20 protein-coding genes and 1 tRNA gene are annotated in these 25,282 nt (G+C 65.8%); 11 read left to right on the top strand and 10 right to left on the bottom strand.

Annotated elements, in window-relative coordinates; genetic code table 11:
* Positions 1 to 65 precede the first annotated feature (65 nt).
* The gene (locus tag BJY26_RS16240) at positions 66 to 371 is read left to right on the top strand and encodes a thiamine-binding protein (RefSeq protein ID WP_179429220.1); all 306 of its coding nucleotides are present in this window, start codon (positions 66 to 68) and stop codon (positions 369 to 371) included.
* Positions 368 to 970 carry a CDP-alcohol phosphatidyltransferase family protein gene (locus tag BJY26_RS16235; RefSeq protein ID WP_179429219.1) on the top strand — a complete coding sequence of 201 codons (603 nt, stop codon included), beginning with the start codon at positions 368 to 370 and terminating at the stop codon, positions 968 to 970. Before BJY26_RS16240 ends, BJY26_RS16235 begins: the two co-directional genes overlap by 4 nt.
* 70 nt (positions 971 to 1,040) lie before the next feature.
* Here the strand turns inward: BJY26_RS16235 and BJY26_RS16230 are convergent, their stop codons facing one another.
* Positions 1,041 to 2,657, bottom strand: a complete 1,617-nt coding sequence (locus BJY26_RS16230) for an MDR family MFS transporter (RefSeq protein ID WP_218852468.1) — start codon at positions 2,655 to 2,657, stop codon at positions 1,041 to 1,043.
* 137 nt (positions 2,658 to 2,794) lie between these two features.
* Here BJY26_RS16230 and BJY26_RS16225 point away from each other — a divergent pair, with 137 nt between their 5' ends.
* Positions 2,795 to 3,379 (top strand): TetR/AcrR family transcriptional regulator, encoded by a 585-nt coding sequence (locus tag BJY26_RS16225; RefSeq protein ID WP_179429218.1) that lies wholly within the window; start codon positions 2,795 to 2,797, stop codon positions 3,377 to 3,379.
* A 9-nt stretch (positions 3,380 to 3,388) separates the two neighbouring features.
* Here the strand turns inward: BJY26_RS16225 and BJY26_RS16220 are convergent, their stop codons facing one another.
* From BJY26_RS16220 to BJY26_RS16210, 3 genes are all read right to left on the bottom strand, one after another.
* The gene (locus BJY26_RS16220) at positions 3,389 to 4,570 is read right to left on the bottom strand and encodes an anhydro-N-acetylmuramic acid kinase (RefSeq protein ID WP_179429217.1); all 1,182 of its coding nucleotides are present in this window, start codon (positions 4,568 to 4,570) and stop codon (positions 3,389 to 3,391) included.
* A gap of 10 nt (positions 4,571 to 4,580) precedes the next feature.
* Positions 4,581 to 6,092, bottom strand: a complete 1,512-nt coding sequence (locus tag BJY26_RS16215; RefSeq protein ID WP_179429216.1) for a glycoside hydrolase family 3 protein — start codon at positions 6,090 to 6,092, stop codon at positions 4,581 to 4,583.
* 27 nt (positions 6,093 to 6,119) lie between these two features.
* Positions 6,120 to 6,192, bottom strand: a tRNA-Arg gene (locus tag BJY26_RS16210).
* A gap of 42 nt (positions 6,193 to 6,234) precedes the next feature.
* Here BJY26_RS16210 and BJY26_RS16205 point away from each other — a divergent pair.
* The 3 genes from BJY26_RS16205 (at position 6,235) to BJY26_RS16195 (ending at position 10,387) form a co-directional block, all read left to right on the top strand.
* The gene (locus BJY26_RS16205) at positions 6,235 to 8,037 is read left to right on the top strand and encodes a dynamin family protein (RefSeq protein ID WP_179429215.1); all 1,803 of its coding nucleotides are present in this window, start codon (positions 6,235 to 6,237) and stop codon (positions 8,035 to 8,037) included.
* A complete protein-coding gene (locus tag BJY26_RS16200) occupies positions 8,034 to 9,644 on the top strand; it encodes a GTPase (protein ID WP_179429214.1) in 1,611 nt (536 codons plus the stop codon). Before BJY26_RS16205 ends, BJY26_RS16200 begins: the two co-directional genes overlap by 4 nt.
* Before the next feature lie 191 nt (positions 9,645 to 9,835).
* Positions 9,836 to 10,387 (top strand): single-stranded DNA-binding protein, encoded by a 552-nt coding sequence (locus BJY26_RS16195; RefSeq protein WP_179429213.1) that lies wholly within the window; start codon positions 9,836 to 9,838, stop codon positions 10,385 to 10,387.
* Positions 10,388 to 10,531: 144 nt separating this feature from the next.
* Here BJY26_RS16195 and BJY26_RS16190 read toward each other — a convergent pair whose 3' ends face one another.
* Both BJY26_RS16190 and BJY26_RS16185 read right to left on the bottom strand, forming a co-directional pair.
* Entirely contained in the window at positions 10,532 to 12,460 is a 1,929-nt protein-coding gene (locus BJY26_RS16190; RefSeq protein ID WP_179429212.1) for an ABC transporter ATP-binding protein, read from the bottom strand.
* On the bottom strand, positions 12,457 to 14,187 hold the full coding sequence (locus BJY26_RS16185; protein ID WP_179429211.1) for an ABC transporter ATP-binding protein: 1,731 nt from the start codon (positions 14,185 to 14,187) through the stop codon (positions 12,457 to 12,459). The genes BJY26_RS16190 and BJY26_RS16185 overlap by 4 nt, the downstream gene beginning before the upstream one ends.
* A 154-nt stretch (positions 14,188 to 14,341) precedes the next feature.
* Here BJY26_RS16185 and BJY26_RS16180 point away from each other — a divergent pair, with 154 nt between their 5' ends.
* Together BJY26_RS16180 and ettA are read left to right on the top strand one after the other, a co-directional pair.
* Positions 14,342 to 14,881 carry a DUF6993 domain-containing protein gene (locus BJY26_RS16180; protein WP_179429210.1) on the top strand — a complete coding sequence of 180 codons (540 nt, stop codon included), beginning with the start codon at positions 14,342 to 14,344 and terminating at the stop codon, positions 14,879 to 14,881.
* A gap of 84 nt (positions 14,882 to 14,965) precedes the next feature.
* A complete protein-coding gene (gene ettA, locus BJY26_RS16175) occupies positions 14,966 to 16,648 on the top strand; it encodes an energy-dependent translational throttle protein EttA (protein ID WP_179429209.1) in 1,683 nt (560 codons plus the stop codon).
* A gap of 101 nt (positions 16,649 to 16,749) precedes the next feature.
* Here the strand turns inward: ettA and BJY26_RS16170 are convergent, their stop codons facing one another.
* Entirely contained in the window at positions 16,750 to 17,652 is a 903-nt protein-coding gene (locus BJY26_RS16170) for an acyl-CoA thioesterase (protein WP_179429208.1), read from the bottom strand.
* A gap of 101 nt (positions 17,653 to 17,753) precedes the next feature.
* Between BJY26_RS16170 and BJY26_RS16165 the strand changes: the two genes are divergently transcribed.
* Both BJY26_RS16165 and BJY26_RS16160 read left to right on the top strand, forming a co-directional pair.
* Positions 17,754 to 18,305: an acyl-CoA thioesterase gene (locus tag BJY26_RS16165; RefSeq protein ID WP_179429207.1), complete on the top strand. Its 552-nt coding sequence runs from the start codon at positions 17,754 to 17,756 to the stop codon at positions 18,303 to 18,305.
* 10 nt (positions 18,306 to 18,315) lie between these two features.
* Positions 18,316 to 18,966 carry a DUF8185 domain-containing protein gene (locus BJY26_RS16160; RefSeq protein ID WP_179429206.1) on the top strand — a complete coding sequence of 217 codons (651 nt, stop codon included), beginning with the start codon at positions 18,316 to 18,318 and terminating at the stop codon, positions 18,964 to 18,966.
* Between the two features lie 52 nt (positions 18,967 to 19,018).
* Here the strand turns inward: BJY26_RS16160 and BJY26_RS16155 are convergent, their stop codons facing one another.
* Both BJY26_RS16155 and BJY26_RS16150 read right to left on the bottom strand, forming a co-directional pair.
* Positions 19,019 to 19,453, bottom strand: coding sequence for a globin (locus BJY26_RS16155; RefSeq protein ID WP_179429205.1), 435 nt, complete (start codon positions 19,451 to 19,453; stop codon positions 19,019 to 19,021).
* A gap of 2 nt (positions 19,454 to 19,455) precedes the next feature.
* Positions 19,456 to 20,469, bottom strand: coding sequence for a mechanosensitive ion channel family protein (locus tag BJY26_RS16150; RefSeq protein WP_179429204.1), 1,014 nt, complete (start codon positions 20,467 to 20,469; stop codon positions 19,456 to 19,458).
* Between the two features lie 101 nt (positions 20,470 to 20,570).
* Here BJY26_RS16150 and BJY26_RS16145 point away from each other — a divergent pair, with 101 nt between their 5' ends.
* Positions 20,571 to 22,616: a 4-alpha-glucanotransferase gene (locus BJY26_RS16145; protein WP_179429203.1), complete on the top strand. Its 2,046-nt coding sequence runs from the start codon at positions 20,571 to 20,573 to the stop codon at positions 22,614 to 22,616.
* A gap of 52 nt (positions 22,617 to 22,668) precedes the next feature.
* Here the strand turns inward: BJY26_RS16145 and pepN are convergent, their stop codons facing one another.
* Positions 22,669 to 25,227: an aminopeptidase N gene (pepN, locus tag BJY26_RS16140; RefSeq protein WP_218852466.1), complete on the bottom strand. Its 2,559-nt coding sequence runs from the start codon at positions 25,225 to 25,227 to the stop codon at positions 22,669 to 22,671.
* Positions 25,228 to 25,282 lie beyond the last annotated feature (55 nt).

Raw genomic sequence — 25,282 nt, 5'->3', positions numbered from 1 at the left:
CGTTCGACCGTGTTGCCGTAACAGTCCCGATTTCGCCCGCGGAACAGTTGTGACAGTCTTAGAGCATGCTTATTGCCTTTTCTGTTGCTCCAAGCGGCGGGGGATCGGCGTCGGTGCACGATGCCGTTGCCGAAGCCGTCCAAATCGTCCGCGACTCCGGCCTGCCGAATCGGACGGATTCCATGTTTACCACCATCGAAGGCGACTGGGACGAGGTCTTCGCGGTGGTCAAGCAGGCCACCGATGCCGTGGCGAAATACGGCTCGCGCGTGTCGCTGGTCGTCAAGGCGGACATCCGGCCCGGATACCAGGGCGAATTGACCGGAAAGCTCGATCGACTGGAAGATGCCATCAATAAGCGTGAGGCATGATCCGATTCGTCGGTGCCGGCGCACGGGGCGGCGCCCCGGAGGTACGTGACACGGCATTCACGTGGCCGAACCTGATCACCCTCGTGCGCCTCTTGGCGCTCCCGGTCTTCGTGTGGATCATGTTCGGGCCCGAGGATTATCTCCTTGCCTTCATCGTGCTGGGGTTGATCGGCCTGACCGATTGGTTCGACGGATACGTCGCCCGCCGATTTAACCAAGTCTCTCGCTTGGGCGCCATGGTCGATCCGATTGCCGACCGGCTGCTGCTCGTGGTCGTCCTGGTGTCGTTCCTGGTTGCCGGCATCGTGCCCTGGTGGATCTTCGTCATCATCATCGTGCCCGACGTGATCTTGTCGTTTTGCGCCGTCGCGTTCTTCCATATGCACCCGGGGCTCGAGGTCACGTTCATCGGCAAGGTGCGCACGGCGTTGTTGATGATCGGGACGGCGATCATGCTGGCCGGGCGAGCACACGTCTTCACCCAAACCCCGATGTGGCTTGTCGGGTTCGTCATCTCATTAGCGGGCTGCGCCGGACACCTCGTGGCGTTCGTCCAGTACTCGACGGGAATGCTGCGGGCTGCCAAAACGCGCAGTTGACGACGTTCCGCGGAAGTCTCGTCGCGGAACGTCGTCAACTACGCGGCATGCGGCCCGACGGGTGCCGGCTTTACGCCTGAATCGCGGTGATTTCGGCCTCGCGAACATCGACGTCGTCGTCCCGGTCGGCGGGTTCTTGCCGTGGCGCCGGATCCGGCCCCTTCAGCTCGACGTCCCGCACCAGCAACGCCACAACGATGCCGGCGGCTGCAGCAATCGAACCGGCAAGGAAGATGCCGTCGATCCCCGACGTCACTGCGGCACGGATGGCCTGCTGGACGGCGTCCGGAAGCTTGTCCATCAGCGCGGGCGGCAATTGTGCGCCGCCGGATGTGAACTTCGCACCGGCCGATCCGAGCGAACTCGTGAGATGGTCGGTCAGCCGGCCGGTGTAGATCGTGCCGAAGATGGCCGTCCCCAGCGACATGCCGATCGTCCGGAGGAACGTGTTCGCTCCCATACCGGCACCCATATCGCGCAGGGACACGCTGTTCTGGGCAATGAGTGACGACGGCTGCATCAGGCCGCCGACGCCGAGGCCGATCACGATCATGAACAAGCTGACGTTGAGAGTCGTCGCATCGACCTGCAGCTGGCTCATCAAGAGCATGCCGATCGTCAGCGCAATGCCGCCGAGGATGGGGAAAATGCGGATCCTACCGGTGCGTGAGACCACCTGACCGATGAAGACACTGGTGAGCATCATCGGGATCATCATGGGCAGCAGGAGCAAGCCGCTGTTCGTGGCCGAATCGCCCTGCACCAGTTGCTGGAACTGCGGCAGGTACGCGGCAGTGCCCATCATGGCGGCGCCGACGATCATGCTGAGGCCGCCGGAGACGGAGAAGTTCAGGTTCTTGAAGATGTGCAGCGGCATCAGCGGCTCGGGTACGCGGGTCTCGATCGTGATGAAAGCGATGAATCCGGCCACGGCGACGAGCCCGAGCCCGAGAATCTGCCAGGAATCCCACGCGTACTGGTTGCCGCCCCAACTGCACACGAGCACCAGCGAGCTCGTCCAGACGGCCAGCGTGAGCGCGCCCCACCAGTCGATGAACACCTTGCCGACGGTGCGCTTGGGGGAGTGGAGCGTCAGCCATACGGTAATCAGGGCGATGATGCCCAGCGGCAAGTTGACGTAGAAGGCCCAGCGCCATGAGGCGTTGTCGGTGATCCAGCCGCCCAGAAGCGGGCCGCCCAGCATGGCCAGTGGCATGATCGCCATCATGTACCCCTGGTATTTGCCGCGTTCCCGTGGTGAGACGAGTTCGCCCAGGATTGCCATGACTCCGACGATGAGGCCGCCGGCTCCGAGCCCTTGGATGGCGCGGAAGCCGATCAATTCGCCCATCGACTGCGCCATCCCGGTCAACGCGGATCCGGTCAGGAAGAGCGCAATCGCCGAGAGGAACGCCGTCTTGCGGCCGAACAAGTCGCCGAGCTTGCCCCAGACGAGCGTCGACACGGCGGTGGCGAGCGTATAGGCCGTCAGCACCCACGACAGATGCGCAAGCCCGCCGAGGTCGCCCACGATGGTGGGCAGGGCCGGGCCGACGATCGTGTTGTCGAGCATGGCCAGCAGCATGGTGATCATCAATCCGACCATCACCAGGATGATCTCCCGCTTGCTGCGCGTTTGCCGGACGTCGCGCTCGTCCACCGCGGGAATATCCGCGATCTTTGCCATAAGAAGTCTCCTGAACGTATGCTAGTTACTTACCGACAGGTAAGATATTACTTGTCGGTCGGTAAGTACGCAAATCATATGCCGATCGCTACGATGGCAATTTGCTGGCAAATCGATGGGAACTGGAGAAAAACTGTATGGCGACGGAAGATACGCGGTCGCGGATTCAAGTCGTCGCCCTCGAACTCTTCACCGAGCACGGGTACGACGGCACTTCGCTGCGCGAGATCTCCGAACGGCTCGGCGTCACGAAGGCCGCGCTTTATTATCACTTCAAATCCAAGGAAGAGATTCTGCTCAGTCTCTTCACGGACGTGCAAGAGAAAATCGGCAGGCTCATCGAGTGGGCCCGCGAGCAAAACGATTTCAGCCTGGAATTCCGCAAGGACCTGCTGGCCAGGCTCGCGGACCTGGTGTACGGCGACAGCAGGAGGGTCATGCGCCTGCTGCAGGAAAACCAGCCGGTGCTGCGGTCGCTGAAGTCCGAAGAACACTCGCGCGAACATGCACACCAGCACGGGCCCGGGCAGTGGGTCGTCGACATGACGGAACTGCTCACCCCGCCCGACGCTTCGCTGCGCACGCGCATGCGCGCCCGGATGGCGTTCGTCTCCTTGGTGTTCGGATCGTTTGCGCCGGGGATGTTCGTCGAACAGGACGCGTCGGCCGACGAACTCAAGACTGTCGGTCTCGAACTGGCCGAGGAACTTCTCGAATCGTAAACGGGCGCTTCAGCTGCGCCGCGAGGGCGATGCTCGCAAGAGCAGACCGGATGGCGCATCGGCGGCCTCGAAGTCCGGAAACCCCTGCGGGCCCGGCGTGATGGAGCCGAGAACCGCTCGAGACGCAGCCCCCGTACATTCCGGGACGTTCGCCGGAAGCCCATGCGCCGTGAACCAACCGATGAGTGCGACGAGGATCGCTTCCTTGTCGCCGGCCGGTGCGCCGAAATCGTCCGAGCGGCTCATGCGCACGTGCGGCAGCGCCCGGTGCAAGCGACGCATGAGGACCGGGTTGAAGACGCCGCCGCCCGATACCACCAGCCGGTCGGCCCCCGCGGCCGACACCGCCTGTGCTGATACCCGCACCGTCAGCTCGGTGAGGGTTGCGACAAGATCCGCGATGCCCGGCGTCCGGCCGGCACTCTCCAGAGCCCTGTTGATGTAATCCCCGTTGAACAATTCCTTGCCGGTGCTCTTTGGCGGACGGCGGGCATAGAACGGCTCGTCGAGCAGCACCCGTAAGAGCTGCCTGTCGACGTGGCCGGATGCAGCGAGCGCGCCGTCCGCGTCGAACCCGCCCGCGGCGGAGTCGGACGCCGCGACCGCCGCATCGATGAGCGCATTGGCCGGACCGATGTCATAAGCTGCGACGGCGCTGCCGTGCGAGACAACCGTCATATTGGCGATGCCGCCGAGATTGAGCGCCGCCGAGACGCCCGGCAGGTGCCCGAGCAGCATGCCGTCGAGCAGGCAGACGAGTGGCGCGCCCTGCCCGCCGCGGACGATATCGGCGGCCCTGATGTCCGAGACGACCGGCGCTCCGGCGGCGTCCGCGATCCAGGCCGGCTGCCCCAACTGCAGGGTGCCGCGAGCCCGGCCGTCGTCGATCCAGTGGAAGACCGTCTGCCCGTGCGAGCACACGAGATCGACGCCGCCGACATCCAGCGAAGCGCTCGCGGCGACTTCGGCGAACGCCTGCCCGATCATGGTGTCGAGTGCGCACGCCTCGGCAAAGGTCGTCCGCGACGGCGGGAGCGCGGCGGCCAGCCGTTCCCGGAGGTCGGCGCGGTACGGCGTGGTCGAGGTGTGCAGGACGACGCCGCTCAACGTTGCCGACTCGTCGGTGAAGTCCACGACCGCCGCATCGATGCCGTCGTGCGATGTGCCGGACATCAGGCCCAAAATCTTCATGCGTCGATCATCACCGGGTCTCGGGCTCGTCGGCCAGCAGCAGGTCGGCGACCGCTTCGGCGCCGACCCTGGACGCTCCGTAGGTGCGCACCTCGCGGCCGGACATGGTGCCGGCGCCCGGCCACCCCGAATTGACGACCACGGCGTTCGGGCGTGCGTGCAGCACGGCATCTCGAACAGCTGCTTCGCGGCTGTCGCTGTGGAGGCCCGCGACGACGAGGACGACGTCTCCGGTCGACCGGGCGAGCGCCGAATCGATTGCCGCGCCGGCGTCGTCCGCGCTCATCCCGGACAGGCCGAGACGCTCGACGGTTCCGCGGCCGGACTTGGCCCGCAACGATTCCGTGAAGAAGTCGGCGGCCTCGCCGACCGCGATGGTCCGGCGGGGTCGTGCATCGATCACCAGCAGCGGCCCGGCCACGCGTACGTCTCCCGAGACCTCCAAGCCGCGCGCAGCGACCGCCGCACCGTCGAATTCCACCGCCGGGCCGCCGTCGGCGCGGCGAGTCCACTCGGACAGCTCGCGCACTCGCCGAGCCGCCTCCTGAACGCGCGCGACGTCGAGGTCGCCGCGGCGCAACGCCCGGTAGACGGCATCGCGCACCTCGGCGAATTCGCGTTCATCGGCGTGTTCATCGGTCGCGGCGGCGCCGTTGGCGTACGGATTGCCGGTGCACAGCAGGTCCGCGCCGGCGTTCAATGCGGCGACCGCTCCGGGGCCCGAGCCGATAGTTGCGCGGATCGCGGCCATGTCGAGCGCATCGGTCACGATGACGCCGTCAAAGCCCATGGTCCGTGCCAGATCCAGAGCCCGGCGATTGACGGTAGCGGGGGCGGGGCCGAGAAACGGTACCCGAATATGCGCGCACATGATCGCCTTCACGCCTGCATCGACGGCAGCGGCGAACGGCCGGAGATGGACCTCCCGCAACGTCCGTTCATCGATGTCGCTGAGTGCGGCTTCCACATGCGAATCGGAGGCCGTGTCGCCGTGACCGGGGAAATGCTTGGCACACGCCGCGACGCCCGCCGATTGCAGGCCGCGAACGGACGCCGCGGCATGGCGCGCTACGACGTCCGGGTCGGCGCTGAACGAGCGCACGCCGATGACGGGGTTGCGCGGATCGGCGTTCACATCGACGTCCGGCGCCAGGTCGATGTCGATTCCTCGGGAGCCGACGAGCCGGCCGAGCCATGCCGCGGCCCGCTCGGTGACTTCGGTGTCGTCGAGACGGCCCAATACGGCATTGCCGGGAACCGAGGACCCGCCGACGGATTCCAACCGGGTGACGGCGCCGCCCTCTTCGTCGACGCCAATGAGAGCCAACGGGTTCGCGTCGTGGATTTGTCTCGACAACGACGCGGTGGCGGCGGGGTCGGCCGGGTCGATATTGTGCGAGAAGTACACGGCGCCGGCCAGCCCGCCGTCCAATTCGCGAAGCAGCCAGTGCGGTGCCGTATGGCCGGTGAAGCCCGGCCAGACGACGGAGTTCGCCAGGCGGAGTAGTGCGGAATCCGGCATGGTGCAAGGCCTTTCGGACGTGGCGGGTGCCCCCGACGCGACTCGAACGCGTAACCGGCAGATTAGAAGGCTGCTGCTCTATCCATTGAGCTACGGGGGCGTACTTCTATCCTAGGTGCTCGATCGCGTAAGGTTTTGTAGGGTGTCCGAGGCGTGCCGGGCCGAAAGCCCGCAGACAGCCCGCGGCATTGCCCAAGACGAGGCCGAGGAGAGCCAGATCGAGACCCAACCAGACTCTGTGCCGGAGACCGGCGCCGGGCTGCTCCATGCCTGCGACGACCTGCTTGAGCAGTTGCGCGGGATCGAGCTGCCGCTGAGCCTTCCGGACGTCGAAACGCACCGCGAGCGGATAACCGGCCTTCGCGACCAACTCGCCGATTTCGTGCGTCCGCGGCTGACGGCCGGCGCGCCGTTGCTCGTGGTGGTCGGCGGCTCGACGGGCGCCGGCAAATCCACCCTCGTCAACTCGCTCGTCGGCGAGGAGGTCAGCCCGGCAGGGGTGATCCGCCCGACGACACGCCGTCCGGTGCTGATCCACCATCCCGATGATGGACACGTTTTCGCATCGTCGGCGTACGGCGACTGGGACGGGCTCGACCCCGTCGTGCGGGCGCATTCCGGTCTACCGGCCGGGCTCGCCCTGTTGGACGCTCCCGATCTGGACTCGATCGACGACTCCAACCGGGCTTTCGCGGCCCGGCTGACCGCGGCGGCCGATCTATGGCTGTTCACGACCACTGCGGCACGATACGCCGACGCGGTCCCGTGGAATCACGTCAAGCAGGCGACGTCGAACGGCACCACGCTGGCCGTCGTCCTCGATCGAGTGCCCGGCGATTCGGCACGGCCGGTGCGCCGACACTTGTCCGAAATGCTCGTCGCCGAAGGCCTGGAGTCCACGCCGCTGTTCTTGATCCCCGAAGTGCGCCGGACTGCCGGGCTGTTGCCGGACGACGCGATGTCCGGCGTGAAATCGTGGATCGAGGCTCTCGGAGCGAACCCGAGGGCGCGGCGTCTGGTGGCTCGTCGAACGCTGCGCAGCGCCGTGCAGTCGGTCGGCTCGCGCGTGGACGAGGTCGCCGCGTCCGAAGCCCGGCAGGCCCGCGCATTGCACGAACTGACCGCCGCCGTCGAGCGGGAACTGCGGACCGCCGGCGATGCCGTTGCCACCGCGCTCACCGATGGGCGGCTGATCCGCGGCGAAGTGTCGGCCCGCTGGCAGGACTTCATCGGCACCGGCCAGTTCTTCTTGGGAATCGAATCGAGCCTGTCCCGGATTCGATCGCGTATCGGTGCGGCACTAGGCGGCGACCGGGATGCGGCGGCACCGCTGGGCGATGCGATCCGCGGCGGTCAGACCGACGTCATCCGCGAAGGCCTGGCCGATATGCACGCGGCGCTCGGCCGACAATGGCGGCGGCTTCCGGGCGGGCCGGGACTGTTGGACGATGACGGCCTGCAGCAGCCGGTCACCGAGCGCCAGATCGGCGCCACGCTGCGTGAGTGGACGGGCCACGTGACGAACCTGGTCCGCGAAGAGGCCCGTGGCAAACGAGCCAAAGCACGTCTGCTGTCGTTCGGCATCGATGCGGTGGCCGTCGTGGTGATGCTTGCTGTGGCGGCCGGGAGCGCCGAGAAGGCCGGCAGCGCCGGAAATGTCGGCAGCGCCGGAAAGACCGGGAAGGGCGCGGCGACCGGCTCCGAGGGTGCCCCGACACCGACGGAAACTGCCGCCATTGCCGAGCGACTCCTCGACTCGCTCTTCGGCGACGCGGCCCGGCGTGAATTGACGGACGCGGCGCGCACCAATCTGTGGGCACGCACCCGCGACCTGTTCGATTCGGCACGCAAGCCGTTCGACGAGGCGGTAGCCGCCCTCGATGTCCACGCCGACAGGGCCGACCGGCTACGCGAAGCCGGCAGGCGCTTTCAGGAGAACGTATGACGACTACGCAAACGGGCGATCAATCCTCGGTCGCAGCGAAATCGGCGGAGCAATCCCCGGCAAGTGACCGGATCGACCAGCGGCTGGCAGGCATCGAGACGGCGCTTCGAATCAGCCGCTCCCGGTTTTCGCCGGGGCTTGCACGCGAAGCGGGCGCTGCCGTGCGGAAGACGCGCGAGCGGATGGAATTGGGGCTTGGCCATACGGTCGTGGCATTGGCGGGCGCCACCGGCTCGGGCAAATCGAGCATGTTCAACGCAGTGACCGGGCTCGACATCACCCGCGTCGGTGCCCGGCGTCCGACGACGTCGGTTCCGACCGCGTGCGTGTGGGGCCCGGGCGGCGACGAGGTGCTCGAGTGGCTGAAGGTGCCTGCCAATCGCCGTACCCGCCGGGAAAGTGCTTTGGACGCCGACGATCAAAAGCCGTTGCACGGGCTGATACTGCTCGACCTGCCCGACTACGACTCCGTCGCCACCGCGCACCGGGCCGAGTCGGACCGCTTGGTGGGGCTCGTCGACCTGCTCATCTGGGTCGTCGATCCGCAGAAGTACGCCGATGCCCGATTGCATGAGAATTACCTGCAGCCGATGGCGTCGAACGCGAAGAACATGCTTGTCGTGCTCAACCAAATCGACACGTTGACCCGGGATGAGCAAGATCAATGCCGTACCGAGCTCGCGCGCTTGCTTGCCGACGGCGGGCTGTCGGAAGTCCCGCTCGAACTGACCTCGGCCCGCACCGGCGCCGGTATCCGCGACGTCCGCGCCCGCTTGGCGGCGGCAGTGCAAGAGGGTGAAGTCTCGCGGCGCAGGGTCGCTGCCGATCTCGGCGACGTCGGTGACCGGATGCGCGCCGAACTCGGCGAACCCGGGCCGGCCGTCGACGAGCTGGTCCGCACCTCCGGGTTGTCGGACGCGCTCAGCGAAGCCGCCGGCGTCCCGGCCATTGAAGAAACCGTTCGCACCGACTATGTGCGGCGTTCCTACCGTGTGACGGGGTGGCCGCCGCTGACGTGGATGCAAAGTGCGCGGCCCGACCCGCTCGGCCGCGAACACGGTGAACAGGATCGGGCCGACCTGATCCGCGCTTCGACCCCTGCGCCCACGAAAGCCCAGCACGCACGCGTCAGCCGCGCCACGCGTGAACTCGGCGAGCAGGCCACGCGCACGCTGTCCGGTCCGTGGAAGGACGCCGTGTCGGACGCCGAGCGTGCCGGTAGCTACCAGCTGGGCGACACAATCGATCAGGCAGTGACGGGCGTGACAATCCCGACCGTGCGGCCCGGCTGGTGGCAGGGCGTGCGGCTGTTGCAATGGCTGGCGCTTCTTGTGACGGTTGCCGGAATCGTTTGGCTGATCGTCGGGGCATTCACCGGGGGAGTCGGACCGGCCGCGATCTTCTTGACCGGAGGCGGCATCGTCGGATCGATCATCCTCTGCCTGATCGCCGCAGCCGCACGGAGATCCGGTGCCCGCCGGCGAGCCGATGAAGTCGGCGCCGAACTGCGTGCCGCCGTCGAAAAAGCGGCCGGGAGCAATTTCCTGGCACCCGTCATCGAAGTGCTGTCCGAGCATGACGAGGCGTATCGCGCGCTACGCTCCTGACTCGCCCGGCCTTCCGCCGGGGCTGACTTGACGGCACAGCGACGTCCGGCCGCGACGTTATCCACAAATCGGGCGATCACCGTGGCGCCGTTGCGTCTTCGTCGGCTTGACTTGGCGCACCGAGACGGACGTTTCGGGATTACCGGTAGGTGGCCCGCAAGGGCCGCTCCCAAGCAGCCCAGGAGAACACCATGCGTGACACGATCACCCTGGTTGGCACTATCGGAACGGTGCCGGCCCTGCAGACGAGCGACGACGGTCGACCGTTCTTGAACTTCCGATTGGCGACGAACCACTCGTGGCAGAGCAAAGAGACGCATGAATTCGTCGAAGGCGATCCCAACTGGTTCACCGTCAAGGCGTTTCGCAGCTTGGCAGTCAACACGCACGCATCCGTGAGCAAGGGCCAGCGCATCATCGTCACGGGCCGACTGAGCGTGCGCAAATGGGAAAACGGCGAGAAATCCGGAACTCAGGTCGAGGTGATGGCCGATCACATCGGCCACGACCTTGCCCTGGGCACCGCCCGCTACTCCCGGATGAGCGTCCCGGACGCCTCCCGCGGAGCCTCGACCGGGGACGGCTTGGGCAGTACGACGAACGGCGGCACCGTGCAAGAGGGTGAGGCGGCGCCGGCCGACGCTGATGCTTCCGGTTCAGCGGCGGCAGGCGAGTCGGTGCCGGACCTGAGCGGCCACGAAGTGGTGAGCGACCCCGACGAACCGGCCAACGCGCCGTTCTAGGCGCCACTCCCTTGGCCCGCATCGCCCACTTCGCCGAGTGGTGGCGAATGGCTGCGAAATCAGCGATTTCGCAGCCATTCGCCACCACTCGGCGGGGCCGGTGAGCCATTCGCCACCACTCGGCGGGGACGGAAAGGCGAAGATCTACGCGCCGGCGGCCGGCTCGTCCTCGACTTCCGGCGCCGCGAACTGCGAGTTGTACAGCTCGGCGTAGAAACCGTCGGCTTCGAGGAGGTCGTTGTGCCGGCCGGTCTCGACGATGCTGCCGCCCTGCATCACCAAAATGGCCTCGGCGTCGCGGATCGTCGAGAGCCGGTGAGCAATGACGAAACTGGTCCGGGAATGCCGCAGCCGGTTCATGGCGTGCTGGATCAGCAGCTCCGTTCGGGTGTCGACCGAACTGGTCGCCTCATCCAGAATCAGTACGGCCGGATCGGCGAGGAAGGCACGCGCGATAGTGAGCAACTGGCGTTGACCGGTGCTCAGCGCGGCCCCGTTCTCGTCGAGCATCGTGTCGTACCCGTCCGGCAGAACGCGCACGAAGTGATCGACGTATGTCGCCTCTGCTGCGGCGATCATCTGTTCCTCGGTGGCGTCCTGGGCTCCGTACATCAGGTTCTCGCGGATGGTGCCCCCGAACAGCCACGCATCTTGGAGCACCATGCCGAAGTTGGCACGCAGGCCGTCGCGACTCATGGAGCGCGTGTCGACGCCGTCGAGCATGATCGAACCGGAATCGATCTCGTAAAACCGCATCAACAGGTTGACCAGCGTCGTCTTGCCCGCCCCCGTCGGTCCGACGATGGCGATTGTCTGCCCGGGACGGGCGTGCAGGCTCAGGTCTTCGATGAGCGGCGTGTCCTTGTCGTAGCGGAAGCTCACGTGCTCGAACTCGACGTCGCCGCGGACGACGTCCGGATAGGCGGCAGGCACCGGATCGGGGGACTGGTCCTCGGCATCCAGGATCTGGAAGACCCGCTCGGCCGACGCCACACCCGATTGGAGCAGATTGGCCATCGACCCGAGCTGGGCGAGCGGCTGAGTGAACTGGCGCGAATACTGGATGAATGCCTGAACGCCGCCGATGGTGATCTGCCCGTTGGCCACTCGGATGCCGCCGGCCACGGCGACCGCAACGTAGCTCAAGTTCGAGACGAACCGCATGGCCGGTTGCATCATGCCGGACAAGAACTGCGCCTTGGCGCTGGCGACGTACATTTGTGAGTTGTGGCCGTCGAACGTGGCAAGCGACCGGCTTTGCTGGCCGAACGCCTTGACGATCTCATGCCCCGTGAACATCTCCTCGATGTGCCCGTTCAAGGTGCCGGTAGCCTTCCATTGCTCCGCGAACTGACGTTGAGACCGTTTGGCGATCAGCACAGTGGCGAGGGCCGCCAACGGCACTGCCACAAGTGCGATGAGCGCCAGCAGCCATGAGATCGAGAACATCATCACGAGCACGCCGATGACCGTCAAGACCGACACGAGCAGCTGGGTGATCGCCTGGTTGAGAGTCTGACTCAAATTGTCGATGTCGTTGGTGACGCGGCTGAGCACGTCGCCGCGGGTGTTCTTATCGAAGTACTTCAACGGCAGCGTGTCGAGCTTGGCTTGCACCCGTTCGCGCAGCCGGTACATGCAGCGCTGCACCACGCCGGCAGTGATGAACCCCTGCGCCCAGTTGAAGAACGCAGCCCCGACATAGATGGCAAGGACGCCGACAAGGATCCACCCGAGCTGCGTGAAGTCGATGCCCTGGCCGGGCACGGCTCCGCTGGCGCCGAGCATATCGGCGATCTTCGGGTGACCGCCTTGCCGTAACGCAGTCACGGCCTGCGCTTTGGTGCCGTCCGGGCCGACGATCGATGCCGCCATTTTGCCGAGGAGCCCGTTGAAGATCGTGTCTGTCGCATTGCCGAGGATCTTCGGCGCTATCACCTGGAGCGCGACAGCCGCGATCGCCATGACCGCCACGATGGCGATGCGCAGCGAGTCCGGCTTCATCAGCCGGAAAATGCGCGCTACGCTCGCGAAGAAGTTGACCGGCTTGGCCGGGGGAGCGCCGTGACTCATGCCGCCTCCTCCGCCGTCAGCTGAGACGTGACGATCTCTTGGTACGTTTCGCAGCTCTCAAGCAGGTCGTGGTGGACGCCGCGGCCGACGACGCGTCCCTGGTCGAGCACGATTATCTCGTCGGCGCCCATGATCGTGTTGACGCGCTGCGCCACGATGACGACCGCGGCATCGCGGGTGTGTGGGCGCAACGCGGCGCGCAGACGCGCATCGGTGCGGAAGTCGAGCGCCGAGAAGCTCTCGTCGAACAAGTAGATGCTCGGCCGGTGCACGATTGCCCGCGCAATCGATAATCGTTGGCGTTGTCCGCCCGACACGTTGATCCCGCCTTGCGTGACGGGCGACTCGAGCCCGTCGGGAAACGCGCGGACGAAGTCGGCGGCCTGGGCGATCTCGAGCGCGCGCCAGAGATCGTCGTCGGTCGCGTCCGGATCGCCGTACCGCAGATTCGAGGCAATGGTGCCGGCAAAGAGGTACGGCTTTTGCGGCACGTATCCGATGGCGCGACGCAGCGACTCGGATCCCAGCGACGTGAGCGGCAGACCGTCGATTGTGACGGTGCCGGACGTCGCGTCCATCAACCGGGGGATGAGCCGCAGCAGCGTCGTCTTGCCCGACCCCGTCGAGCCGATGATTGCCGTCGTCCGGCCCGGCGCGGTGCTGAGCGACACGTCCGAGAGCACCGGTTCTTCGGCGCCCGGATAGCTGAAGTCGACGTCGTGGAATCGCACGTTCCCCTTCAATGCGACCGTCGGCACCTCGTCGTCCATGACGACCGACGTTTTCGTGTCGAGCACTTCGCAAATGCGCTCGGCGCAGATTGCCGCCCGCGGGATCATCATGAACATGAACATGGCCATCATGACGGCCATCATGATCTGGATGATGTACGTCAAGAACGCGGTGAGGGCTCCGATCTGCATATCGCCGTTGTCGATTCGCAGTGCCCCGAACCACATGACCGCCACCGACGCGAGGTTCACGATGATCATGATGGCCGGGAACATGAGCGTGAAGATACGTGCCGTACTGAGCTGGGTGCCGGTCAGATTCCGGTTGGTGATGGCAAAACGTCGCCGCTCGTGCTCGCGCTTGACGAACGCCCGCACCACGTTGATGCCCATGATCTGCTCGCGCAGCACGTCGTTGATCTTGTCGAGCTGCTTTTGAGCGCGCCGGAACAACGGAACCAAGTTGCGCACCAGCAGAAAGATGACCGCCGCAATGAGCGGCACGATGATGACGAGAAGCCACGACAGGACGGCGTCCTGCCGCAAGGCCATGATGATGCCGCCGATGCACATGATCGGCGCGCTGACCAGCAGCATGAACGTCATGAGCACGAGCATCTGCACCTGCTGGACGTCGTTCGTCGACCGGGTGATGAGCGTCGGCGCCCCGAACGAGCCGATCTCGCGCGACGAGTACGACTGGACGGATACAAAGATCTCGCGCCGCAGATTCCGGCCGACGGCCATCGCCGTATGGGCGCCGAAGTAGGCGGCGCCGATCGAGCAGACCACTTGGATACCGGTGGCGACAAGCATGATGCCGCCCTCGTTCCAGATGTAGGCGATATCGCCCTTGACCACGCCGTTGTCGATGATGTCGGCGTTGAGAGTCGGCAGATACAAGGTGGCGAGGGTCTGGATGAACTGGAGCACGCAGATCAGCACGATCTGCATGCGGTATTGCTTCAATTCGCCGAGCACGAGCCGCAGTAACACGGGTAAACCTTCGGTCAAGAGGTGGATAAATTGCCGGAGTCGATACTTCCGCATCGTGCTTACATGCCGCTGACATGCGGCGTTCGCGCGGATTCGGCACGCAGTTCGCGGGTCGATGAGCGGAATCGGGACTTCGTCACAGTACGCTGGAGCCTTGACTCACGCAAACGATTTTACCCGGCGGGTCGCATCAGCGGCAGTGCTCGTCACTGTGCTGGCCGCGGCGTCGTCGTGCTCGTCCGGACACGCGGACGATCCGACTATGAAGTCCTCCCGGCCGGCGCCCGGCGCGTCGTCGGCGCCTGCGTCGCCCGGACCCGAGTCGTCCCGGGAATCAGCCGGATCCGGCCGGACGGCGTCGGCCAAGGTCGAGCGGCAGGCCGCCCGCGCTCGCAAGGCATTGAACGCGCTGGCCGCGGACACGCCGTCCCCGTCCACGAAGCAGCTGCTGGCCGCCTTGACGGACGCGGGCTTCGCCAAGCGGCGGCTCGAAGCGACCCGCAGTACGACGCCGCTGAAGAACGACGTGCCGGCCGTGATGTACGGAATCAAGGTGGGCCCGTCGTCCTGCATCGTCGGCGAAGTCCGGGCGGGGGTTGCCACCGTGACGGTGACTAATCCGGTGGAAAACGGCAAGAGATGCTTGATCGGCGTCGTCGACAGTCCGAACGGCGGAGGGGCGACGGGCCGGTAAAGCGGGCTCGCTGCGTCCGGAAGGGCCGGTGCCCGGGCCGCCGAATCGTCGTGACGGCGGGCGACCAAGTAGCCTGGAGACACTATGGCGGAATTCGTATATCAGATGCATAAGGCGCGTAAGGCGCACGGCGACAAGGTCATTCTCGACGACGTCTCGATGTCGTTCTATCCGGGCGCCAAGATCGGCGTCGTCGGTCCGAACGGAGCCGGTAAATCGAGCATCCTGAAGATCATGGCAGGGCTCGATCAGCCGTCGAACGGCGAAGCGCGATTGTCTCCGGGATACTCGGTGGGGATCCTGTTGCAGGAACCGCCGCTCAACGAGGACAAGACGGTGCTCGGAAACGTCGAAGAAGGCGTGGGCGAGATCAAGACCAAGATCGACAGGTTCAACGAGATCTCCGGCCTGATGGCCGACCCGGACGCCGATTTCGACGCGCTGATGGAAGAAATGGGCTCGTTGCAGGAAGCGATCGACGCCGCAAACGCGTGGGATCTCGACTCGCAGCTCGAACAGGCGATGGACGCGCTGAGGTGTCCTCCCGGGGATGCGCCGGTCACGCAACTGTCCGGTGGCGAGCGCCGCCGAGTGGCGCTGTGCAAGCTCTTGCTGGAAAAGCCCGACCTGCTGCTGCTCGACGAGCCGACCAACCATTTGGACGCCGAAAGTGTGCTATGGCTCGAGCAGCACCTGGCGAGCTATTCGGGCGCTGTGTTGGCAGTGACTCACGACAGGTACTTCCTCGACCACGTGGCCGAGTGGATCGCCGAGGTCGACCGCGGCCACCTGTACCCGTACGAGGGCAATTATTCGACCTACTTGGAAAAGAAGGCGGCCAGGCTCGCCGTCCAGGGGCGCAAGGACCAGAAGCTGCAAAAGCGGCTGAAGGACGAGCTCGAATGGGTCCGCTCCTCCGCCAAGGGGCGGCAGACGAAGTCGAAGGCCCGCTTGGCGAAGTACGAAGAGATGGCCGCCGAGGCGGAGCGCACCCGTAAGCTGGACTTCGAAGAGATCCAGATCCCGCCGGGCCCGCGCTTGGGCGACATAGTGATCGAAGCGTCGGACTTGAAGAAGGGCTTCGGCGACCGCGTGCTGATCGACGGGCTGTCGTTCACGCTGCCGCGTAACGGCATCGTCGGCGTGGTCGGCCCCAACGGGGTCGGCAAGACGACGTTGTTCAAGACGATCGTCGGCCTGGAACCGCTGGACGGCGGCGATCTCAAAGTCGGCGAGACGGTCAAGATCTCGTACGTCGACCAAGAACGCGGCGGAATCGATCCGGACAAGACGCTCTGGCAGGTCGTCTCCGACGGGCTCGACTTCATTCAAGTCGGCCAGGTCGAAATGCCCTCGCGTGCTTATGTGTCCGCATTCGGTTTCAAGGGCCCGGATCAGCAGAAGCCGGCCGGGGTCCTCTCGGGCGGCGAGCGCAACCGGCTGAATCTTGCCTTGACGCTCAAACAGGGCGGCAACTTGCTGCTGCTCGACGAGCCGACCAACGACCTGGACGTCGAAACTCTCGGCTCGCTGGAAAACGCGCTGCTCGATTTCCCCGGCTGCGCCGTCGTCACGTCCCACGACCGGTGGTTCCTCGACCGGGTGGCCACGCACATCCTGGCGTACGAGGGCACCGAGGAAGAGCCGGGCAACTGGTACTGGTTCGAAGGCAACTTCGACGGTTACGAGCAGAACAAGGTCGAGCGCCTTGGTGCGGACGCTGCTCGTCCGCACCGGGTCACGCATCGCCGCCTGCATCGCGACTAAAGAAGCAGGCCCCGTTCGTCGTCCGCGGGGTCGTCTGTCCCGATTGGGGTGGCAATTAGCGCCCCGTGGAGGGCAAACGACCCCACGGGCGGCTGCGGCCGTCACCTACGGATGCGGACCATGCCTTCTTGCGCCATCGTCGCGACCAGGCGGCCGTTGGTGTTGAAGAACTTGCCGACTCCGAGTCCGCGGCCGCCGCCGGCAAACGGCGAATCGGACACGTACGCCAGCCACTCGTCCACCTTGACGGGATGATGCCACCACATGGCATGGTCCAGACTGGCGATCCGCAGGCCGTCGGTCATCCAACTCAAACCTTCGCTGCGTAATACCGGCTCGAGCGGGCTGAAGTCCGACGCATAGGCCAGGACGGCCGACTGAGCGTTCCGGGCCAGGTCGACCGGTGACTTGGTGCGCATCCACACGACTTGGTGCGCCGACTTCCGCTCGGCCGCGCCCAAGAAGATCGGCTCGTCGACGTGCCGGATGTCGAACGGCCGCTGAGTGAGCCAATCCTGTACTTGCGGATGGTCCACGTGACCGATCAGGTCGTCGTCGCTGGCCAGCGTTTCGGGACGGGGGAGCGAGGCGACGTCGAGAGTTTCACCGTGCTCGATGCCCCCGCTCGGAATCTGGAACGATGCAATCATCGACAGGATCGTCTTGCCGTGCTGATAAGCGTGGACGCGCCGGGCGCTGAACGACCCTCCGTCGCGAAGCCGCTCGACCCCGAAACGAATTGCTTGAGTCACGTCCCCGGGCCGGAGGAAGTATCCGTGCAGGGAATGGATGAATCTGTCGTCCGGGATCGTCTTGTCCGCCGCGATGATCGACTGTGCCAGGACCTGACCGCCGAATACCCGGCCGTCCGGCTTGAACTGGCTCGACCCGATGAACACGTCGTCGTCGGACCCGCCCGGCTCCTCATCGGACCGTTGCAAATCGAGCAGTCCCAGCAGGGTGGCAACAGTGTGGTCCTGTCGGCTGGAAGAGTTGTCGGCCATCGGTCCTCGAATCGTCGGCGTTGGGATGATCGTACGTCCAGAGGCGAGCCTATCGGAGCCGGGTTGCCGGCGGCCGCGGACCGGGTGACATGATGAAAACCATGCCGGAGAACACATTGTCTCAACAGTCCCAGCCCGCAAGCAGCCGGACCGCCGGTGCACGGCCGGACGAGGCGCCGGCCGGGCGCGAGCTCGTCGTCCGCCTCGATCTGCGCTGGGGCGATATGGACGCCTACGGACACGTCAACAACGTGCAGTTCGTCCGATTGCTCGAAGAAGCCCGCGTGCGCCTGCTCGGCTCTCCGACGAAGTCCATGACGGCCGGGCCCGACGACGACGTGGCGGTGCAGCTGTTCTCACGGGCCGGCTCCGACACCAGCTCGGTCGTGGCCAAACAAACAGTCGAATACTTGGCGCAGCTGGAATATCGCACCGCGCCGATCGCCGTGTTCCTCGCCGTGTCGCGGATCGGCGGCGCCAGCTTCGACATTGCCTACAGCATTGCCGAACCGGACAAATCGACGACATACGTGCGTGCCGAGACGACCGTGGTCTTTGTGCGCCGCGATAGCGGACGGCCGCGTCGGATCACCGCCGACGAACGCGAAATCTTGAACGGGCTGCTAGTCGATCCCGTTCAATTCAGGCGCTGAGCGGTTTCAAATGTCGACCATTGACGCCTTGCCGCTGCCGGACGCCGAGACCTGGCAAGATCTGCGCACTTTCGCCCTCCGGGCCAAACGGCTCGACGAGTCCGGCGCGATCCGGTTGTCCGTGACCGGAAACGTGCTCGCCGTGATAGTGGCGCCGCTTTACGGCAGCTTTTTAGGCGATCCGATGCCGACCGTGCTGGGCATGCGGACGCTCCGGGTCGTGGACGGCACCGTCGACGGGCTTGATGCCGTGGTGAGCCTGGCGTCCATGACTGACCGATTTGCACGCGGGCTTCCCGGCGATCTTCTCCTGCCGGTGCCGCCCACGCAGGTGCATGCGCCGTGGGCCGGCATCACGCCTCCGCGCGGCGGATGGGAACACGGCGGCGGGGTCGCGGCCGACATCCTGATCGCCGAAGCGAAACAGGGGATCGATTCGGTTGCGGGCGCTCTTCCGGATCGCCCCGGAGCGCCGGTGCTCTCGGAGGTGCGCCGGCACGTTTGGGGTGAGCCGGTGGCCGGCATGGATATTCCGCGCGGTGCTGCATTCGCGGCCGACGGCCTGGGGTTCCTGACACCGGGCGAGATTGTTGCCACGTTCGCGGCAGGCCCATGGCAGCGGATCTCGACCGACCGCGGCCATGTCCTTGCACGCGGCTGACGGCGATTCGAAACCACCGTCTTCCGCTCGCACAGCCCGCGAGCTGCCTGGGTCAGGCCGGCCGGATCGGCAGCGATGTGCCGCCTTGAGGGTCCGGCGCATTGACCATGGCGTGCGCGGCGCGCTCCAAATAGTCCCAGAACGCCTGGTCATACATCGGCGGTAGCGCGACCGCGTCCAGAGCCGTGCGCATATGGCGGAGCCACAGATCGCGGGCCCGCGGCGTGACGGCGTACGGCACATGGCGCATGCGCAGTCGCGGATGGCCGCGTTCTTGACCGTACGTCGTCGGGCCTCCCCAGTACTGCTCCAAAAACGTCATCAGCCGATGCTTGGCGCCGTCCAACTCCGGTTCCGGATACATCGGCCTGAGCTCCGGGTCGTGAGCGATGCCGTCGTAGAACACGTCGATGAGCTTGACGAAAGTCTCGTGGCCTCCGACCGATTCGTAAAAACTGGCGCCGCTTTGAGGCACGCTTTCGGACATTCCTAGCCTTCCGGGATTTGATACATGGGATCGGACGGCCCTCCGTGGGTCCACGGTCCGGTCGAAACCTGTCCGGTCGACGGTCCGGCAGTCGTCCTGGTCGGAATGTCGCTTGCCGGCTTCGGATTCGTCCGCACGATCATCTGCTGCATCAATGGTATCTGCATGCCTGCATCGTCGAACGCCGTCTTCAGCCGCAAGCGCAGCGCACGCCCGATCGCCCATTGCGTGAGCGGCTTGGTGCGCAAGACCAGTCGAATCGTGATCGATTCACCGGTGAGTTGTTGTACGCCCCAGACCTCGGGGGCATCCAGGATGTTCGGGCCCTGCTCCGGATCGGCACGCAAATCGTTTGCCGTGTTCAAAATCAACTTGCTGGAGCGGTCGATATCCGCGTTGTAGGGCACGGGGATGTCCATGACCGTCCGCGCCCAGCCTTGCGACATGTTGCCGCATTTGAGAATTTCGCCGTTGCCGATATGCCAGAGGGTACCGTCGGTGCCGCGCAGCCGGGTGGCCCGCAGCCCGACGTTTTCGACCATGCCGCCGACGTCGACCCCGCCGGCGTCGGTCAGCTCGACGTAGTCCCCGATCCCGTATTGGTCCTCGAGCACGATGAAGAGGCCGGCCAGAAAGTCCTTGACGAGCGTTTGCGCGCCAAAGCCGAGCGCGACGCCGACGATGCCGGCGCTGGCCAGCACCGGTGCCAGGTTGAAGCCGAGCTCGGCAAGCACCATGAGGGCGACGATCACGGCCACGACGATGGTGGTGACCGATCGCAAGACCGACCCGACGGTTTGGGCGCGCTGGACTCGGCGAGCCCGGGATTGCTCGGTCTCTTCCGATACCTTGCGCCGCTGACTGCCGGACGATTCGGTCTTGCTGATCGATACGCCGCTGGCGATCTTGTCCATGATCCGCCGGATGACGGACCGCAGGACGAGATTGATGATGAATCCGACGATCAGGATGACGACGATATGGAGTGGTTTGTCCAGCCAGAATTCCCAGGTCATTCCTCAAGGCTATTCCGTGACGATCCGGCAAGGTCAAATTCCGCCGGCTTCGCCCGGCGAGCTATCCGGACTCGACCGGCCGAATATGCGACGATCGAGGCGTGTCTGACGTGAATCTGACCGAATCAGCAGCCCGGTACGGGGTCTCGACGCTCGCAGAGGGCCGGGCGGTTCCCCAGTCCACGCTGCGCGCCGTCATCGACGCATGCCAAACCGGCACCGAGGCGCGGTCGGCCCCCGCCGCCGTGGTCACGCGCCAGGGCCGCGACAGCGTTATCCGCGTCGGCCCGGCGCCGTCCGGAACAACGGTGACCGCGGCCGTGACGTTGGAGGGCGGCGACGTGCGCACGTTGACGACGGCCCTGGACGGCGAGGACGTCGCCATCCGTGTCCCGGCGGGCTTGCCGGCCGGCTACCACGACGTCGACGTCGTCGCGGGCGAGATGTCGAGCCGCGTGCTGCTGATTGTCGCCCCCGACGTGCTCGAGACGCCCGAACGGATCGGCTCGCGGCGCCTGTGGGGGTACGACTTCGTTCCCGGCTCGGTACGGTCGGATCTGTCCTGGGGCGTCGGCGACTTTGCGGACATGGCGGAATTCGCCGGGATTGCGGCGTCCCAGGGGGCGTCCTTCCTTGCGGCGACACCCCTGCACGCCCCGGCGCCCGCCACGCCGACCGAAGCCTCGCCGTACGTGCCGTCGACTCGTGAGTTCCTCAATCCACTGCTCATCCGCGTCGAGGACATCCGCGAGGTTGCCTATATGCCGGCGGCCACGCGCGCGCTGATCGACTGGGAGGCCGCCGACCAGCGGGCCGCCGACACATCGGCGTCGCCAGTGGATTTGGAGGAAGCGTGGGAGGCTAAAAAGAACGCGTTGTCGTTGGTGTTCGCCCATCCTCGGTCGCCGGCCCGGCAGGCGTCGCTGGAGAAGTTCGTCCGCCGCGGCGGCCCCGCGCTCGATTCCTTTTGCCGGTGGTGCGCGGCTTGCGAATACTTCGGCCCGGACGACGCCAAATGGCCGGCCGTCGTTCGCTCCGGTTCGACGGACGACGGAGCGTGGGACGACGCTTTCGCCGACAACGAAACGCTCGACGATTTTCGGCGGCACGCCGGACGTCGCCGCGAGTTCTACGCGTGGCTGCAATGGATCGCCGACGGACAATTGACTGCCGCGGCGGATGCGGCGCGCATGCCGGCCGATGCGGCGGACGGCGAGCCGGTCGGTCTTGTCGCCTCCACCGTCGTGTCGGCCTCCCTCGGCGCGGCAGACGCTTGGCGCTACCGCAGTCACCTTGCGAACGGCGTGCGCGCCGAAATCGGTCCGGACGGCGGCAACGAAGGTTCGGACGGCGGCTCCGGCGGCGACTTGCCGACGTTGACGCCCGCCGGCCTGCGGGACGTCGCGTTCGCGCCGGTGATCGACGCCGTCCGTGCTTCTCTCCGCCATGCGGGAGGACTCCGGCTCGACCGGCCGACCGAACTCTTCCGGGCCTGGTGGGTGCCCGACGGCTCGGACAGGTCGGACGGCGCATTCATCGCCATGGACGCTGACGAGCTGATTGGAATCGTCGTCCTCGAGGCTCAGCGTGCCGGGGCGGTCGTGATGACCGGCGACAGCGCCGGATTGACCGATCAGGAGCGCAAGCAGCTGACGTCTCGCGGCATTGCCGTCGGACGCACGGTGTGGGATGGCGCGACGAACGGCACGCTGGCCCCCGCCGACACCTGGCCCGCCGATGCCGTGGCGACGGTGCGGCCGCACGGCCTCGTGCCGACGTCCGCCTTCCTGTCCGGGGAACACCTCGAGTCCGGGGCTGCGGACGCCGAAGAACGCCGGATGGCACACGAGAAACTCCGCAGCGCCGCAGTGGCGACGCTGCGGCAAAGCAAACTCATCGACCCCGGGAGCACCGAGCGCGAGATACTCGAAGGGCTGTACGCCTTTGCGGCAGCTACTCCGGCGCGGTTCGTGAGCGTCGACATTGCCGATGCTGTCGGCGATCGGAGGCTGGAGGCCGGGGGCGCGCCCAATCGCGATTGGCGGCTGCCGCTTGCCGACGGAGCGGGCAGGGCGGTCACGCTCGGCCGATTCGTCGTCAACCCGCGCGCCGCCGATCTGGCCGGCAAGCTCGGCGCGGCCCGCTAAACCCCTCCACCTGCTCAACCCCTCCAGCGGGCCGGGGCGCGGTGCCTCGGATTTACGCCTGGTCGAATTGGCGGGCCCGCAGCGCCCGGCCAACACGGTCCCGGTTCTCGGCGACCAGACGGCGCAGTCCGGACGGCGCATCCGCATTGGCGTCCAGCCAGTCGGTGGTCTCGTCAATGGTGGTCTGGTCCACGAGCCGCGACGGGTAGAGACCCGCCACTATCGTTTGCGCGATCTCATTGGTGCGAGTCGACCAGACGGTGCGCAGCGCCGCGAAATACTTCTCCCGGAACTTCTCCAGCAGCGCGGGATCGTGTGCACGGCCGAACCCGGCAACGACCGAACTCAGGACGGCGTTCGGCAGGTCCGCCGACTCGACGACCTGCTGCCAGGCGTCGGACTTCGAGGCCTCGTCCGGCCGGGCGGCCCTCGCCCGCGCCGCCGCGCGGTGGCCTGTCGCGGTGTTGTCCGATGCCAACTGCGCATCGATCTCGGCGTCCGCCGCGCGTCCGCCGGCCACCAGCGAAGTCAGGAGATCCCATTGCAGATCCGTGTCCAGCTCCAGGCCGTCCAGGATTTCTCCGCCCGACAGCAGCGCCGCGACCGTGTCGAGCTGTTCGCCGGTGGTGGCCTGGCGCGCGAATGCCTTGACGAACTGCAACTGTGCATCCGAGCCGGGCTTGGCGTTGCGGGCCAACTCGCGCAGGCCGGAAGCGATTGTCGCGGCCGCGGTCTCCGGAGCAGCGGAATACAAATCACCGGCGGTCTCAAGCTGGCGCAGCAGGACCATGACGACCGAGGAATCCGTTTCGGCCGCGATATTGGCAAGGACCAGATCGATATAGGTACTGGCCCGAGTCTCGGCGTCCCGCGTCATCTCCCAGGCGGCCGACCATACGAGCGTGCGCGGCAACGAGTCGGTGAACTTGCCGAGGTGCTCCGTTGCCGCTTGGGCGCTAGCCGGATCGAGGCGCACCTTGGCATACGTCAGATCGTCGTCATTGACGAGAACCAGTGCCGGGCGTTTCCGGCCGATCGCGTCATCGACGCGCGTGGACGAGCCGTTGACGTCCAACTCGAACCGGTCGGTACGCACGAGCCGCTCACCGTCTAGATCGTAGAACCCGACGGCGAGCCGGTGCGGCCGGAGCGAGGGCGTGCCGCCGAGCGGGAGCTCGGGTGTTTCCTGCGCAATACGGAAATCGGTGATGACGCCGTCGGAACCGGTGTCGATCTCGGGCCGCAGCACGGTGATTCCCGCTTCCTGTAGCCACACCGTCGACCAGCTGTCGAGATTGCGCCCGCTCGTCGCTTCCAGCTCGGCCAACAGGTCGGCCAAGCGAGTATTGGACCAAGCGTGCCTGGTGAAGTACGCGCGGACGCCGTCGAAGAACTGGCGTTGCCCCACCCAAGCCACGAGCTGCTTGAGCACCGAAGCGCCCTTGGCGTAGGTGATGCCGTCGAAGTTGACCTCGACGTCTTCGAGATCGTTGATGTCGGCAACGATCGGATGTGTTGACGGCAGCTGATCCTGGCTGTAGGCCCACGATTTTTCCATGGCGGCGAACGTCGTCCAGGCAGTTGTCCATTCGGTCGCTTCGGACGTCGCCAGCGTGGAGATGTACTCGGCAAACGATTCGTTCAACCACAGATCGTTCCACCACTTCATCGTGACCAGATCGCCGAACCACATATGCGCCAGTTCGTGCAGGATCGTCACGGCCCGCCGTTCGACAGTCGCGTCGGCCACCTTCGACCGGAAGACGTAATTCTCGACGAACGTCACGGCGCCGGCATTCTCCATGGCGCCGGCATTGAATTCGGGTACGAAAAGCTGATCGTATTTCTCGAACGGGTAGGCCACGCCGAAGTTGCGTTCATAGAATTCAAAGCCGCGGCGCGTGACGTCGAAGACGTTCTCGGCGTCCAAATACTCGGCAAGTGATCGGCGTGCAAAGACGCCCAGCGGGATCGTCCGGCCGTCCGAACTCGTCAGCTCGCTGTGCACGGCTTCGTACGGGCCGGCAACGAGAGCGGTGATATAGCACGAGATGCGGGGAGTCGGGGCAAACCGCCACACGCTCATCGAGGGCGACTTGCGGGCGGACGGGGCCGACTCGGGCGAGGGCGTCGGCGAATTCGACACGACCTGCCACGCGGACGGCGCAGTGACGGTGAACGAGAAAGTCGCCTTCAGATCCGGTTGCTCGAAGACGGCGAACATGCGGCGTGCATCGGCCACCTCGAATTGGCTGTAGAGATAAACCTCGCCGTCGGCCGGGTCGACGAACTTGTGCAGCCCCTCGCCGGTATTCATGAAATGGAAGTCGGCGTCGACGACGAGTTCGTTTTCGGCGGCGAGCCCGTCCAATGCGATGCGATAATCGTCGGCCACGACCGTCGGGTCAAGCTCGGTGCCATTGAGCACGACGCTGTGCACGCGCGACGTCACGGCGTCGATGAATGTGTTCGAGCCCGGAACTGCCGTGAACTTCACCTGCGTGATGGTCCGAAAGGTGTCCGCGCCGGGGTCAAGCGTCAGCGCGATATCGTAGGTCGATACCTCGACCGTTTCAGCGCGCTGGGCGGCTTCTGCTCTTGTCAGGTTCATATCCGGCACTGCGGGGACTCCAAGGAATTGACTGGCGGTTGCGCGTATCGAGGAT

The sequence above is a fragment of the Spelaeicoccus albus genome, assembly GCF_013409065.1.
GTDB lineage: Bacteria > Actinomycetota > Actinomycetes > Actinomycetales > Brevibacteriaceae > Spelaeicoccus > Spelaeicoccus albus.
The sequence above is the reverse complement of the archived record's forward strand: the minus strand, read 5'-3'. Positions and strand labels throughout refer to the sequence as shown.

Bases quoted from the DNA above. Each gene is read 5' to 3' on its own strand.
- BJY26_RS16240 (WP_179429220.1), top strand. From the start codon at position 66: ATGCTTATTGCCTTTTCTGTTGCTCCAAGCGGCGGGGGATCGGCGTCG.
- BJY26_RS16235 (WP_179429219.1), top strand. From the start codon at position 368: ATGATCCGATTCGTCGGTGCCGGCGCACGGGGCGGCGCCCCGGAGGTA.
- BJY26_RS16230 (WP_218852468.1), bottom strand. From the start codon at position 2,657: ATGGCAAAGATCGCGGATATTCCCGCGGTGGACGAGCGCGACGTCCGG.
- BJY26_RS16225 (WP_179429218.1), top strand. From the start codon at position 2,795: ATGGCGACGGAAGATACGCGGTCGCGGATTCAAGTCGTCGCCCTCGAA.
- BJY26_RS16220 (WP_179429217.1), bottom strand. From the start codon at position 4,570: ATGAAGATTTTGGGCCTGATGTCCGGCACATCGCACGACGGCATCGAT.
- BJY26_RS16215 (WP_179429216.1), bottom strand. From the start codon at position 6,092: ATGCCGGATTCCGCACTACTCCGCCTGGCGAACTCCGTCGTCTGGCCG.
- BJY26_RS16200 (WP_179429214.1), top strand. From the start codon at position 8,034: ATGACGACTACGCAAACGGGCGATCAATCCTCGGTCGCAGCGAAATCG.
- BJY26_RS16195 (WP_179429213.1), top strand. From the start codon at position 9,836: ATGCGTGACACGATCACCCTGGTTGGCACTATCGGAACGGTGCCGGCC.
- BJY26_RS16190 (WP_179429212.1), bottom strand. From the start codon at position 12,460: ATGAGTCACGGCGCTCCCCCGGCCAAGCCGGTCAACTTCTTCGCGAGC.
- ettA (WP_179429209.1), top strand. From the start codon at position 14,966: ATGGCGGAATTCGTATATCAGATGCATAAGGCGCGTAAGGCGCACGGC.
- BJY26_RS16170 (WP_179429208.1), bottom strand. From the start codon at position 17,652: ATGGCCGACAACTCTTCCAGCCGACAGGACCACACTGTTGCCACCCTG.
- BJY26_RS16165 (WP_179429207.1), top strand. From the start codon at position 17,754: ATGCCGGAGAACACATTGTCTCAACAGTCCCAGCCCGCAAGCAGCCGG.
- BJY26_RS16160 (WP_179429206.1), top strand. From the start codon at position 18,316: ATGTCGACCATTGACGCCTTGCCGCTGCCGGACGCCGAGACCTGGCAA.
- BJY26_RS16155 (WP_179429205.1), bottom strand. From the start codon at position 19,453: ATGTCCGAAAGCGTGCCTCAAAGCGGCGCCAGTTTTTACGAATCGGTC.
- BJY26_RS16150 (WP_179429204.1), bottom strand. From the start codon at position 20,469: ATGACCTGGGAATTCTGGCTGGACAAACCACTCCATATCGTCGTCATC.
- pepN (WP_218852466.1), bottom strand. From the start codon at position 25,227: ATGAACCTGACAAGAGCAGAAGCCGCCCAGCGCGCTGAAACGGTCGAG.